Below are 14,461 nucleotides of genomic sequence, written 5' to 3' on the forward strand. Positions count from 1 at the left end.
TGCAATGAGCGACTCTTCATCTAAAGCGGCTTCTAAAGCTGCAAATCAAGATGCGGATCAATTAGCGCGACCCAAAGCGGTCGCGCTTTTTATTTCTGATCTCCATCTGCAAGCTGAAATGCCGGCCACAACCGCCGCCTTTTTGACATTTTTAGAACAACACGGCACTAAAGCAGAACAACTCTATTTGCTCGGCGATATTTTTGAGTACTGGGCTGGTGATGACGATCTAAGCTCCCCTTTTCCGCAACAAATTGCGCAAGCTTTACGACGCGTAAGCGATGCTGGCGTGGCCTTATTTTGGATGGCTGGCAACCGTGATTTTTTAGTTGGCAATGCATTTTCCGCCGCAACTAACGCAACGTTACTCACCGACCCACACATACTAGAATACAACTCTCAACGTTACTTGATTACCCACGGCGATCAACTTTGCACCGACGATATCGCTTATCAAACTTTCCGCGCACAGGTACGTCAACCAGAATGGCAAACAGCATTTTTGGCGCGCCCGTTAGCAGAACGCAAAGCACTGATCAGCGCCATGCGTCGCCAAAGTCAATTGCATCAAAAAGAACAGATGCAACACTCAGAGATGATTATGGATGTGAATCTTGAGGCGGTGAGCAAACTATTCGCCAGCAGTAATACCCACACCATGATTCATGGGCACACACATCGTCCGGCATTACACCGGGACGAGGGAAATTCACGTTATGTGCTATCCGACTGGGACAGAGATACTGATAGCGGACATTTACGTGGCGACTGGTTGGCGCTACAAGCCGATGGCAGCCTGCAACGCTATAACGCGCTTGGGAATCCTGTAACGAGTCATTAAAATTAGCTGCAAAAATAAGTTACTTAAGCATTTACAAGGAGCGGCCATGCAGGAAAACAAAACCAAGGCTACGGATGCGAGCGTAGAGAGCTATCTCTCAGCCATTGAAGACGAAGCAAGACGCATGGACTGTACCGCCTTAAATAAACTGATTAGCAAGGCACTCAACGAACCGCCGAAGATGTGGGGCGCAAGCATAGTCGGGTTTGGCAGCTATCACTACAAGTATGAAAGTGGCCGCGAAGGCGATTCGTGCCTGACAGGCTTCTCATCCCGAAAAGGTGACATTAGTATCTATCTGGTCGCAGATTTCCCTGGGCAAGACGAGCTTCTTGAGCGACTTGGCAAGCATAAGAGGGGGAAGGGATGCTTATACGTTCGTCAGCTAAGCGAAATTGATCTTAACGTACTGGAACAACTAATCGTCGGCTCCGTCGCAGAGCGTAAGCTGCGTCACATCTAGAGCTATCTAGCGTCACGAAAAATGGGAAATTACTCAAAAATCAGCGCATTAACTATGATTTCCGCACTTAATCACCAATAAAGAAAAGTAATGATGAATACTGCTTTAAAACAAAAAATAATTGAAGTTTGCGATAAGAAAGTAGCGCAAAAAGGTTCCGATGTTGGATTATCGTTTTACGCCTTTTTCGCGAACAAGAATGATGATCCGGCACGCCTGATGGAAGCGGCAACTTGGTGGATTAGTACCCACCAGTTAGATCATTTTGAAAAGGCAATCAAGATTAAAAAACTTGCTGAAGAGACGCTTTAATTCCAGCACAAAGTCGCTCTAATAAGCAGTTTGCGAACTAAGCGCGTTGCTTGTTATGGCGTGTTTTTACCACGGCGACTTTTTCATCTGACACGAAACGGCGCACGTTCATGGCGTCTCTATTGCGGGTTGAATTTGCACCCGCGTTCAAGAGCACCATAATCACGTTTTTACCAGCTGCTTTAATTTTCATGATGATGCAGCGTCCTGCTTCGGTGGTGTAGCCAGTTTTTGACAGCATAATATCCCAACCTTTTTTACCGACAAAACCATTGGTGTTGTGGTATTCCACTTGGCGACCTTTGATACTAATCATGTCGCGGCTGTCGGTGGTGATGCGGGTGATATCAGTGTATTGCGACGCAGCCGATGCCATTTTCACTAAATCGGATGCAGTTGAGGTGTTATGGAATGATAAACCGGTTGGTTCTTCAATTGTGGTGTGGGTCATGCCCAAGGCGAGCAGCTTGGCGTGCACGGCTGCTTCAAAAGCGACTATGCCACCCGGATAAGTACGCGCCAAAGAAGCGGCAGCACGGTTATCCGACGACATCAAAGCTAATTGCAACACGTCTTTTCTCGGTAAAGTCGCGCCGACCGGAACCCGCGAAGTGCTGTGTTTAATAACGTCCACATCTTGCTCATCAATGCTGATCGGTGCTTCCATATCTTGCTTGGCATCGATCACCACCATGGCGGTCATTAATTTGGTTAATGAAGCGATAGGCACCACATTGTCGGCATTTTTCTCAAGCAAAACCTGTCCGCTATTTTCGTCGATCACTAATGCCGATTGCGAGCCAAACGGCAAGGCAAATGCAGAGGTCGTTATGAGGAGTAAACAAGCCGCGGAGAGTTTGATGAGTTTCATCTTGAATGCCAATCAGTAAATCAGTAGTTATCGCGGCCAAAAGTTGTCGCGCTGCTGATTCTAACGCGTCTCAAGTGCTTTCCGTTGAACAATATTTCGTTTTTTGTTAAATATTTTCAAAAAAGCCAATTTGGCATACCTAAGTATATTTTCACCAATGTCATTAAATCAGCATTTATATATATTGAGGTAAAAATATACTATTGGAATTTGCTGTTTTTATACTTCTGTACGCTATTCGATAGGTTAAATAATTTCAAAAAACTGGGGAGTATATAAATTGAAGCCTAATAAACCAATAACATCATCCTTACGCAGAATGACAATTTGTTTATGTGTGCCAATTGTCTTTTCAGCTCTATCTAAATTTTCAATCACGCATTAAAATCTGGCGTTTTCGGCCTACCCGCCCTCCTCACCAATTCAGCCCAACCTTTTCGTGGGCATGATTTTTCGAAAACACATCGCATGCATATGTCCACAAAAACAACGCCAATCTCGCTAATGGCAAGAATGCTACGCACCAAGCCTATCGAAGCCCTGCTCTCGCATGAAGAAGAATCTGGCGGCAGCTTGCGCCGTAACATCACCCTATTTCAATTGACGATGCTAGGCGTGGGCGCGACCATTGGAACCGGTATTTTTGTGATACTTGGCGACGCCGTTCCAAAGGCTGGGCCGGGCGTGATTTTGTCTTTCATCATTGCCGGAATTACGGCTGGACTGACCGCACTGTGTTACGCCGAATTAGCTTCAACTATCCCCGCTTCCGGCTCCTCTTATTCATACACTTACGCGACCATGGGAGAAATGGTCGCTTACCTGGTCGGCTGGTGTTTGCTGCTGGAATACGGCATCTCAGCTTCGGCAATTGCGGTGGGCTGGGGACAGTATTTGAATGAATTATCGTTCGATGTATTGGGCATGCGCATGCCGGACGCAATTGCCAATCCACCGGGAGTAAATGGCGGGATATTTAATTTACCTGCCGTGATTCTGGTGTTTATGTGCTGCGCCTTATTGATGCGGGGAGCTAAAGAATCCGCACGTGCCAACGCGATTATGGTGGTGATTAAAATCGCGGTACTGATCATGTTTATCTTGATCGGCATGACCGCGTTCCACTCAACTAACCTGCACCCCTTTATGCCGATGGGGATTAGCGGCGTGGGCGCGGCGGCTTCCAGTATTTTCTTTTCTTATATCGGGATAGATGCGATTTCAACAGCCAGCGAAGAGGTGCAAAATCCGAAGCGCACGCTGCCATTAGCGATTTTATTTTCACTGGCGATAGTGACGACACTGTACGTGTTGGTGGCATTGGTGGGCGTTGGCACGCAACCGTATACAGAATTTAGCGGCAACGAAGCGGGTCTGGTGCATATCTTGCGACGCATTACTGGCGCAGCCTGGCCAGCGATGATTTTGTCGATGGGCGCGATCATTTCTATCTTCAGCATCACGCTGGTGGTTCTGTATGGTCAAACCAGGATTTTATTTGCGATGGCGCGTGATGGTATGCTGCCAAAAATTTTTGCCAAGGTCGATCCTCGCACCCAAACACCGCGCCAAAACACAATTATTGTCGGGACTCTGGTGGCCATTGCGGCGGCGCTGGTGCCGTTAGATGTGTTGGCCGATTTAACCAGCATGGGAACGCTGGTGGCGTTTGGTATCGTCTCGATTGGGGTGATCATTTTGCGACGTACCCGCCCGGAATTAGTGCGCGGCTTTAAAGTACCTCTGTTTCCGCTGGTGCCAATTTTAAGCGTGCTGTTTTGCGCCTACCTTATCGTGGGGCTACCAACGCATACCTTTATCTTGTTCGCTGCCTGGCTATCGTTCGCTTTGATATTTTATTTTTGCTACAGCATGCATCATTCAAAGCTAGAGAAAAAAGCTGACTGATCTTTACTTGGCTGCTTTGCGTAGGGTGGGCACGGTTTCCTCGTGCCCACGCGTAACCTCTAATAAACAATGGATTGTGTGAGAATATTATTAATCGAAAGTAACGCGTGGGCACAAAACCCTGCCCACCCAACAAGTTTACTCAACTAGCTTATTCAACTGTTCTGGATCAAATTGTTCCTGGCTGGCTTTTTCTTCACAGACTATGCCAGCCTGTTTTAAGGCCAATTGCAAACTGAGAATTTGCTGCTCTTGCAGCGCCGCATGATCAATTAATTTATGCAGTGCTTTAGAAACAGGGTCATCGCCACCTGCCGTGACACCATAAGCAGCAAACCGCGCTACGGCATCCTCACCCGCCTGCTTGGTAATAATATGCGCCGGATTACCCACTGCTGTAGCACCTGCCGGCACGGCTTTGACTACCACCGAATTAGATCCCACTTTAGCTTCGGCACCAATGGTAAAACCACCCAACACCTGCGCACCCGCGCCGATAATCACGCCACGCTCCAGCGTCGGATGGCGTTTTGCGCCTTTGGATAAAGAAGTACCGCCCAGCGTTACACCCTGATAAATCGTGCATTCGTCGCCAATCACCGCAGTTTCACCAATCACCACACCAAAGCCGTGATCGATAAAAACTCGACGACCGATTGTCGCTCCCGGGTGAATTTCAATTCCGGTTAACAAACGCGCAATATGAGAAGTAAATCGCCCCAACCAATACCATTGATGCCGCCAAAAAAAGTGTGCCCAACGATGCATGACAATCGCGTGCAAACCGGGATAACAGGTCAGCACTTCCCAGGCGCTTCTAGCAGCGGGGTCGCGTCGCATGATGTTTTGGATGTCTTCTCGGAGGCGGCTAAACATGAATAAGGGCTATGTAAGAAAAATAATTCGGATCAGCATATTACCTTGTCCGCTACAATTCCGCTTGGCACTAGTCGCTTAAAATGCCACTTTTGTTTCCGAATTGATTTAACAAATCATTTTTTAAAATACCCTGGTATTTTATTTAAATATCATCACATTGATAAGTAAAGACGTTGGGTATTTAATATACTGTCGAAAAATGACTTTTTTTATCGCATTGAATGCCATTAAATACGTTAAAAAATTCAAAAATTGGGGGATATTAAAACGACTTAAAACTGTGTTGGCTTACTCAAATCAGCTGGGTTACGCGCTCCACGCCCCTTATGAGAAGTAGTGCCAGGGCTATCCGCGGATGATTTCTCTTCATTTCCTGAGCGCATTAGTTGCTCATACAAAAATTCCTGTACTAGCACGCGCTGCTTATCATCCAAAGCATCAAACATCGTCAACCAAGTTTCATGGCTCTGCTGATCTTCCAACTGTGCGGCCTGCCTTTCACCGTCCAACTTAGCGTCAATATCACGCAATTCCACATTCGGCGTTTGCACCATTTCGCGTACTAAATCATCCAATTTAATCCGGCGCAGCTCTTTAGCACGCATCAGGCTTCTTGTTTTAGCTTCGCTTTGCTGCCATAAAATTTGTTGATTGGCATTTAAATTCAATGATTTTTTCAGCTCAGGCAAACGCGCCATTAACGCGTCTGCACGCAAATCAAATAGCGACATAGCATGCACTGAACATGCGGCAAAACATAATAAAGAAATCAATAAAAAACGTAATTTATTCATGATTCAATTCACATTAGCAAAACATTAAATAATTTAGGGGCAACATTAATGTTGCGGAGAAAGCCTTAAACTGCGCCAGGCGGCAAATAATACCGCACTCCAGCCGACGCAAGCCATAATACCTAAGTGTAAAAATTCTGGCCAGATATCGGTCAGACTGGCGCCGAACTGATTAACTTTCAAAAAGCCCTGCACACCCGGTGTCGTGGGCAATAACAAGCGAAACCAGTGTAAAAATTCTGGCAGGGCTTCGGCGGGCCAGGCAAAACCGGCTAAAAACACCATGGGAATACTGGTAAACAGCATGACTTGCATAGCTCTTTCCCGGTTGCTAAACCACATCCCCAGTAGTAAGCCGAGCGGTGCCAAGGTGAGAGAAAAAACCAGCAGTAACAGAAGCACGGCAGATACACTAGATGCCTCCGTCGTGCCTAGTCGCGGATAATCATTCCACCAAAATACCCAGCCAAACCAGTACAGACCCTGCAAAAATACGGGAGTAGCAAAGGCGCAAAGCACACTGACGACATCGCTGATTTTTGTCACGCCTAATTGGTTTAACACAGAACCGCGTTCGGCCAGCAGACCGATAAACAGCATCAATCCGATTAAAAAAGTCTGTTGAAGAATCACCACCGCCACCGCCGGTACAATATAACCGCCGTAACCTTCCGTCGGGTTATACAGCGCCTGCATGGTGAGCGTAACCGGATTGCGACTCACATCAGCCTGTAATTTATGCTGCCCGGCGGCTTGCAGTTTCTTCATTTCTATGCCGGCCGACAGGGTTCCCACGCTTTCTGCAAATCCCGCCAAAACAGTTTTATTGAGTAAAAAATAAGCTCCGTCACCCAGGATCGGCAAGACAATTTTTTTGCCGCGCACCGCAGATTCGCGCATGCCTTTGGGCAGTATCAAATACCCTTGAATATCACCTTGCCACATCGCTTGCTGAGCAACACCTTCGTCCATCACCACTTCCTGCACGTCCAGTTTTGAACTAGTTTTGGCAAACCGCACAATCTGGCGCGACAGACTGGTTTGATCTAAATCAACAATCATGACAGGAACCTGTTGCAGCACCTGATTCTGGTAGGGCAGCGGATAAAAAAACGAATACAGAACCACCGCACCAACCAGCAGCAATAACGCGCCTTTGTCGGCCAGCAAAGCGCTTAAACTTGACCAGTACAGACGCACTATCGCTTCCCCCAGCAATCGGCTTGCAGGAACGCTTTACGTGTGACAAACGTGGCGACCACGAGAATGATGCTGCTTGCCAGTAACATAAAAAACAGGGTCGGCAGTATGGTCAAAACAGGAGCCGCCTGTTGCCATAAGCGGGTTTGCAAATGAATGTAGTGAGAGAACGGCAAAATGTTGGCCCAGAGCTGCGCCAGCGCTGGCATTCCCATCACCGGAAAAGCAACTCCGGCAAAGGCGAAAGCGGGAGCTGTAATAAAACCGACCGCCGATAATCCAATGCGCAAACTCCGCAGCAGACCGACTAGTAATGCGCCGAGTACGCTATATAAAATCAGCATGAGCCACAGTGCCGCAATGCCAATGGCTAAAGACCCAGTTGGTTGCCAGCCCCGAAACAGCAACAGGAAAATAAAAAAACCGGAACCGATCAAGCCGAGTACAACAATACCGGGTAACAGTTTTGCGCATAGGGCGGCGCACATTTGGCGAAAGGAGTTGACTTGCGTGGCCACCATCCAGTGACCCGCTGTGCCGTCGCGTAATTCCCGGCCAACCGTCCAGACGGCGGCGGTCATGGCAAAAATATGCAAGAGAGCTGGAACCAGGTTAACGGTTAAAAACTGCTCGTAATTTAAGGCGGTGTTGTAGAGCGAAATAAGCCCAGCACGCAGCGGCTCCATGTTTACTTGCGCTGCCAGTATGGATTCGCCGCGTTTATTGCGGGCGGTAATTTCTACTCCAGCTGAAAACGTGGCGACAACAGTACGAATGTCTCGCGTGACCAAACCGGAAGCGTTGGCAAATTGGGCGTTATACAACGCATGAACCGGACGCGATTGGCCCTGTTTGATGGACTTCATCCAGTCGTCGGGTATTTCCACCACTGCAATTACCTTGGCACGTCGCAACAAGGTTTGTGCAGCCGCCGGATCGGTGACTTCGGCAATAACTGAGAGGCCCGGCGTGGCATCCAACATGCGGGTAAGTTGGCGCGATGCCGAACTATGGTCAAGATCAAGCACCGCAATCGGCAGATGAGTTGGAATGGCTTGACTAAAAATAGCCCATACCAGCCACACGGCCAAGAGCGGAACCCAACTGATCATGGCCAGATCCCACGGATTTTTCCATAGGTGCGCCAGCTCGGATTGAAGAGCGCGGGTAAACGATGTCATAACTGCGATGTCATTACTGGATTAACACACTCATGCCGGGGCGCAGTCCGTCGACTTTATTGACTGGATAGGCTTTAATTTCAAAGGTACGGACATCGTAACCGGCGTTGCTGCGGGTGGCACGCCAAGTTGCAAAGTCGGGTAGCACGGCATTGGTGCGCACCTTGAAGCGCGCAATTTTATTACCCAGTGCCGGAATCGTCGCATCAAACTCCTGGCCTTTGGCAAAGCGTTGCAGATAGGTTTCGCGCACATTCAATACCATCCAAGTATCACTCAGATCAACGATGGTAATTAATGGAACACCCGTTGGAGCCAACTCACCAGCGCGTATCAATACTTTGGCGACTTCACCTGCGACGGGTGCTTTTAACTGTGTTTCGGCCTGTGCTGCTTCTACTTCTGCAAGTACTCCGGCAGTTTGCCGGGCCTGAGCCGATGCCGCAGCGCGGTCTTCAATGCGTGCGCCCTGGTTCGCCATATCAGCTTGGGCGCGTGCAGCATTGGCTGCATCTTGGGATGTCTGCCACTGGGTTTGGGCTTCGTCGCGTTTTTGTTGCGACAGCAAACCTTCCTTATACAAATTATTCACGCGCTCAAAACTGACTTTGGCTAATTGTGCGGCGGCATCAGCGCGTTGCCAGTTTAGTTCAGCCATTTTGCGCTCCTCCGGCCTGGCACCATTATTGGCTTTGTCGCGTAGCGCTTCAGCGGCATCTTTTACCGCATTGGCCTGCTGTAATTTGGCAGCCACTTCCGGGCTGTCCAGACGCAATAGCACTTGGCCTATCTCTACCTGATCGCCTTCATGCACATCCAGATACGCTACTCTGGCAGGTAATTTTGGTGCAACGTCAATTTCTCTGGCTTCGATTTGCCCTTGAAATACCGGCGCAACCGGTTTGGTGGATTGAAACAGGCCAATCCCAAGTAGCGTCACGACAACTAGTCCAATGACGGCGCCAATAAAGTGGATTTTTTTCATGAATTTTCTCTGGTAATACGAATATCGGCGCGACGGGCGTATTCTGAAAAGCGCTCCGACTGACCGCTGGCTTCCAGCAAATTAGCCAGTTCCACGACAAAGTCATAACTGGCTTGGCTGCGTTCGGTCTGTACCTTGGCTAGATTGAGTTGCTCTTCAATAATCTCCAATACTGTGCCGGTGCCTTGCTTCAGGCCGACTTTGCGCAGGCGCAAGGCTTCTTTTGCCAGTGCTTCGTTTTCTGCCATCATCAGATATTGTTCGCGTGCCTGCTCCATTAAGCGGTAATTGCGCTCGATCAGAGTTTCTATATTGAGCAAAGCCTGTTCTTTTAAGGCATCGGCCTTAATCACCAACTGTTCAGCAGCGCCAACGGAAGTACGGCGGTCTATATTGTTAAACAGCGGCACCCGAACAGAGAGACCAACAATCCAGTCGGCTCGATCAACAGGAGCGACTTCATAGCGACCAAGTAGGGTTACGGTCGGTAAGTAACTAGCTTTTTCAATCGCGAGCAATTGGCTGGCTTGGTCACGCTTGGCGGCAATAATGCCCAACCCCGGATGTTGCGCCAAAGCCGTTTGTATAAAATCGTGCAACGGCTCCAGTGCAGCGCTAATCACGAACAGCGCTGTTTGCGGCTCGACTTCAATATCGCTGGCTAGCATGTGGCGCAAAGCAACTTCGGCTATTTCAGCATCCCGCCGTGCTTTGGCGGCATTGCGCTGGGCGTCCGACAATGCAGCCTGGACTTGCAGACGTTCCAGACGCGAGATCACACCTTGCTGCTCCATGCGCATAGCGGCATGGTCATTTTCCATTACGCCAGCCACTACATCGGCACGAGTTTGTGCTGCCTGTCTGGCTAATTGCAGACCGAAATAGCGCTGGACCAAGACACTGACCAATTGTTCTTTGGTGTGATGCAGTTCCGATTCTGCCTGGCTTATAGTTGCCTTGGCTAAATTTTGTGTGGCAGTGATTTTCCCACCGGTATATAACGGCCAGAACATACTCACATTTTTAGACACCAGACTGCCGCGCAAGGTGTAATCAAAACTATCTGGTAGCAGAGTTGTAAGCGGCGGCATCGGTAAACCTGCTAAAGGATCGTTGAGCAGATCTGTGATGGAGCTGAGATTAATGCCCAAATGCTGTTTATATTCCAGTGCAGTCACCGCCAATGAAATACGCGGATAATCAAGCGACTGGAGTGATTCAGTCAACAATTCTTTACTGCGTATCTCTGCTTTAGCAGCAACGATATCGCCGCCACGGGCAAATAATTGTTGTTGCGCCTGTTCAAAATTGAATGGTGTTGCGGCGATAGAATTAGTATTGATAAATATCGCTGTAAGCAAGGCCGCACTTGTTCCTTGATACAGATGTAGGCTAAAGCGGTTTAAGTGATATGCAATCCGCATCCATTTCCCTTATTGAATGTTTTTTGCATTATACAAATATACAAATATTTTTACTAACAAAATATAAAATTTAATTTTCAAAATGCAAAGTCAAACCAATAAGACATAAAAAATGCGCCATTAAAAATGGCGCATTTTTCATTTGCTGCATTACAACTTATTTACAAGTAGTTCACACTAGCCGTTGACGACGTGCCTCATACAAACAAATACCAGACGCTACTGACACGTTCAAACTTTCTACTGAACCAAACATTGGCACACTCACCAGAAAATCGCAGGTGTCACGCGTCAAGCGACGAATGCCCTCGCCCTCTGAACCCATCACTAAAGCGACTCCCTCGCCACCGGTAAAATCAGCCTGATACAGACTCTTTTCAGCGTCATCTGAAGTACCGACCACGTAAATATTGCGTTCTTTTAATTCACGCATGGTGCGCGCCAAATTGGTCACGGTGATGTAAGGCATCGTATCCGCAGCACCACTGGCAACTTTTGCAGCAGTAGCATTTAAACCTACAGCACGGTCTTTCGGTGCAATCACGGCATGTGCGCCAGCGCCATCCGCCACACGTAAACACGCACCTAAGTTATGCGGATCAGTAATACCATCCAAAATCAAAATCAGTGCAGGACCTTCAATGGCGTCCAGTAATTCATCCAAATTGCGCGCCAATGAGATTTCACCCGCTTTAGCAACCACACCTTGATGACGGCGTGTACCCACCATATTCGCCAAGCGCAATTCATCAACCGGAATCACGCGTACACCAGCGCCTTTAGCAGCACTAATTAATTCCAGCATACGTCGATCCTGACGACCGGTGTCGACATAGATTTCTTCTACGCTAGCAGCTTCGTGACGCAAGCGCGCAGTGACGGCATGGAAGCCAAATATAAATTTACTTTTCATTGTTATCGTTTCTATCATTTCTATTAAGGACTTACGCAAACTTGTTCCAGCAAGGTACACCTACGCAGACAGTACATCTGTACAACAAGGAGGGGTAACGCCGCCGGGGCGGTTTTGCATAAGTTCTGTTTCTATCGCTTCTTCAAGCTACTTTTGCCAGTAACTTTTGTATTGCCTTTACTACGGCCACTGACGTTTTTTTCACGCTTAGCTACGCTAGCAGCTTTGCTGGGCCGTGCCGGCTTACCTTCAGCAGCGCCGTGACGCGCTTTGACTTTAGACGGCACGACTTCATCGTAATTTGCGGCATTAGACTTTGCCTTCACTACAGCACCGCTGCCTGACTTAGCATTTTTTGAGGTTTTAGCACCAGGGACGGCACGAGGCGCACCGGGCTGCACCAAACACAAATCAATTTTGCGCGCATCCAGATCCACCCGAGTCACCTGCACAGTCACCCGATCAGTCAATTGATAACGCTTGCCAGTACGTTCGCCACGCAATTCATGACGTGCATCGTCATACTGGAAATAATCCGCGCCCAGATCAGTCACATGCACCAAGCCTTCAATGTATAACGAATCCAGCTGCACAAAAATACCGAATTGCGTTACACCAGAAATGGTGCCGGTAAATTCTTCGCCCAATTTATTGCGGATGTAATAGCACTTCAACCAAGCTTCCACATCACGCGAAGCTTCATCGGCGCGACGCTCATTGGCAGAGCAATGCACGCCCAAAGCGTCCCAGATGGTTGGGTCTTTCTTTTGCTTCCCATCGGCCTTATCAACGATTTGCTGCTTGCGAGCCGCGTTTGAAATTGTGCTGTTTAATGAACCAACATCGATTCCTGTCGGCTCGTATTTTTTGCCGAGCAAAATCGCTTTAATGGCACGATGTGTGAGCAAGTCAGGGTAGCGGCGAATTGGGCTGGTGAAGTGCGCATAAGCGTCATACGACAAACCAAAGTGACCGATATTGTCTGGACTATAAACCGCTTGCTGCATAGAGCGCAGCAACATCGTTTGCAAAATCGGCGCATCTAAACGGCCTTTGATTTTTTTCATCAAATCCGCATAGTCGGAAGCCGAAGGCTTATCACCACCATTTAAATTCAAACCAAGCTGCTTAAGATAAGTACGTACCTGATTGAGCTTTTCTTTAGACGGGCTGGCATGTATCCGATACGTGCCTGGCTGCTTATGACGAATTAGCAGATCGGCAGCACATACATTGGCCGCCAACATGCATTCTTCAATCAATTTATGCGCATCATTACGGGTGCGCGGCAATATCTTTTCAATCTTGCCAGCTGCGTTACAGACGATATAGGTTTCAGTCGTTTCAAAATCAATCGCACCGCGCAATTGCCGCGCCTCTAACAGCGCATGGTAGGCTTCTTGCAAATGCAGTAAATGTGGTACTAACGCTGCGCGCTTATGTGCTTCCGGCCCTTTGGTGTTACCCAAAATAGCGGCGACTTCAGTGTAAGTAAAACGCGCCGCAGAATGGATCACGGCAGGATAAAACTGATAACCCTTCACTTCACCATGCGCAGTAATGACCAGATCGCACACCAAGGTTAAACGATCCACATCCGGATTTAACGAGCACAAGCCGTTAGAGAGTTTTTCCGGCAGCATAGGAATAACCCGACGCGGAAAATACACTGAAGTGCTGCGCAATATCGCATCGCCATCAATCGCGTCATTTGGCTTCACATAATGGCTGACATCGGCAATAGCGACGATCACACGGTAGCCAGCAATACGGCCGATTTTAACCGGCTCACAATACACTGCGTCATCAAAATCGCGCGCGTCTTCGCCATCGATCGTGACCATGGGAATATCACGCAGATCAACCCGATCTTGCAGATCAGCCGGTTTTACTTCACCCGGTAATTTACTGGCAGCCTTCAATGCTGCTTCGGAAAAAATATGTGGCACGCCAAATTTACGCACCGCAATTTCAATTTCCATACCGGGGTCATCCACATCGCCCAGCACTTCAACAATTTTCCCGACCGGCTGCGCATAGCGTGTCGGTTGCTCAGTCAATTGCACGCTCACGACCTGACCTGCTTTAGCTTGCCCCGGAGGTCCGGCCAACATAATATCCTGACTAATCCGCTTGTCTTCCGGCGCAATCACCCACGCGCCATTTTCATTTAACAGGCGGCCAATAATGTGGGTGTTGGCACGGTCCAGCACTTCAACAATGCCACCCTCCAAACGCCCGCGTCGATCAGTCCCAACTACACGCACTAACACCCGATCACCATTTAAAACGCGCTGCATTTCGCGTTCAGGCAAATACACGTCGTCACTACCGTCGTCGGGAACTAAAAAGCCATAGCCGTCGCGATGGCTACTGACTTTACCCGCGATGAAATTGTCTTTGCTTTGCACGTGATAAAACCCCTCTTTATCCAGTTTGACCTGACCGTCGCGTTCCATTGCGTTAATACGTCGCATCAAGCCGTCATGCTCATCCGGTGGAACACCGAGTGCCGCTGCAATTTGTTGGGAGTCGTGTTTAGCAGCATTGCTGCGCAAAACGCCAAGAATGTCTTCACGACTGGGAATGGAGTAGGTATGTTTGCTCAAATGATTATTTATTCTTTAATTGTTTGTGTGGCGGGCCAAGTTAGAGTTACCTGGCACAGCGCGATTATATTCTTTGATGAT

Annotated in this window: 13 protein-coding genes; 4 read left to right on the forward strand and 9 right to left on the reverse strand. The window is 48.4% G+C overall.

The features are described from left to right. Positions 1 to 4: 4 nt before the first annotated feature. From S2091_RS17240 to S2091_RS17250, 3 genes are all read left to right on the forward strand, one after another. A complete protein-coding gene (locus S2091_RS17240; protein ID WP_105533194.1) occupies positions 5 to 841 on the forward strand; it encodes a UDP-2,3-diacylglucosamine diphosphatase in 837 nt (278 codons plus the stop codon). Positions 842 to 965: 124 nt separating this feature from the next. Beyond that, entirely contained in the window at positions 966 to 1,304 is a 339-nt protein-coding gene (locus tag S2091_RS17245; RefSeq protein ID WP_243405470.1) for a DUF1801 domain-containing protein, read from the forward strand. A 90-nt stretch (positions 1,305 to 1,394) separates the two neighbouring features. Continuing rightward, entirely contained in the window at positions 1,395 to 1,616 is a 222-nt protein-coding gene (locus S2091_RS17250) for a DUF6500 family protein (protein WP_243405471.1), read from the forward strand. 37 nt (positions 1,617 to 1,653) lie between these two features. Here S2091_RS17250 and S2091_RS17255 read toward each other — a convergent pair whose 3' ends face one another. After that, positions 1,654 to 2,487, reverse strand: a complete 834-nt coding sequence (locus S2091_RS17255) for a serine hydrolase (protein WP_105533196.1) — start codon at positions 2,485 to 2,487, stop codon at positions 1,654 to 1,656. 474 nt (positions 2,488 to 2,961) lie between these two features. On the opposite strand from S2091_RS17255, the gene S2091_RS17260 reads away from it, so the two are divergent. After that, positions 2,962 to 4,395 (forward strand): amino acid permease, encoded by a 1,434-nt coding sequence (locus tag S2091_RS17260; RefSeq protein ID WP_105533197.1) that lies wholly within the window; start codon positions 2,962 to 2,964, stop codon positions 4,393 to 4,395. A gap of 138 nt (positions 4,396 to 4,533) precedes the next feature. Here S2091_RS17260 and cysE read toward each other — a convergent pair whose 3' ends face one another. The 8 genes from cysE to rnr all read right to left on the reverse strand — a co-directional run bounded on the left by cysE (position 4,534) and on the right by rnr (position 14,380). Then, positions 4,534 to 5,271, reverse strand: a complete 738-nt coding sequence (gene cysE / locus S2091_RS17265) for a serine O-acetyltransferase (protein WP_105533198.1) — start codon at positions 5,269 to 5,271, stop codon at positions 4,534 to 4,536. 275 nt (positions 5,272 to 5,546) lie between these two features. Continuing rightward, complete coding sequence (locus S2091_RS17270; protein WP_105533199.1) at positions 5,547 to 6,068, reverse strand: hypothetical protein; 522 nt, start codon at positions 6,066 to 6,068, stop codon at positions 5,547 to 5,549. A 45-nt stretch (positions 6,069 to 6,113) separates the two neighbouring features. Further along, entirely contained in the window at positions 6,114 to 7,268 is a 1,155-nt protein-coding gene (locus tag S2091_RS17275; RefSeq protein WP_165795017.1) for an ABC transporter permease, read from the reverse strand. Beyond that, positions 7,268 to 8,449 (reverse strand): ABC transporter permease, encoded by a 1,182-nt coding sequence (locus tag S2091_RS17280; RefSeq protein ID WP_105533201.1) that lies wholly within the window; start codon positions 8,447 to 8,449, stop codon positions 7,268 to 7,270. Before S2091_RS17280 ends, S2091_RS17275 begins: the two co-directional genes overlap by 1 nt. A gap of 13 nt (positions 8,450 to 8,462) precedes the next feature. Beyond that, complete coding sequence (locus S2091_RS17285; RefSeq protein ID WP_105533202.1) at positions 8,463 to 9,434, reverse strand: HlyD family secretion protein; 972 nt, start codon at positions 9,432 to 9,434, stop codon at positions 8,463 to 8,465. Beyond that, complete coding sequence (locus S2091_RS17290; protein ID WP_105533203.1) at positions 9,431 to 10,858, reverse strand: TolC family protein; 1,428 nt, start codon at positions 10,856 to 10,858, stop codon at positions 9,431 to 9,433. Before S2091_RS17290 ends, S2091_RS17285 begins: the two co-directional genes overlap by 4 nt. 172 nt (positions 10,859 to 11,030) lie before the next feature. Further along, entirely contained in the window at positions 11,031 to 11,771 is a 741-nt protein-coding gene (rlmB, locus tag S2091_RS17295; RefSeq protein WP_105533229.1) for a 23S rRNA (guanosine(2251)-2'-O)-methyltransferase RlmB, read from the reverse strand. A 131-nt stretch (positions 11,772 to 11,902) separates the two neighbouring features. Beyond that, positions 11,903 to 14,380, reverse strand: a complete 2,478-nt coding sequence (gene rnr, locus S2091_RS17300) for a ribonuclease R (protein ID WP_105533204.1) — start codon at positions 14,378 to 14,380, stop codon at positions 11,903 to 11,905. Between the last annotated feature and the right edge of the window lie 81 nt (positions 14,381 to 14,461).

Origin of the sequence: Solimicrobium silvestre (assembly GCF_002976435.1) — a bacterium.
Lineage (GTDB): Bacteria > Pseudomonadota > Gammaproteobacteria > Burkholderiales > Burkholderiaceae_D > Solimicrobium > Solimicrobium silvestre.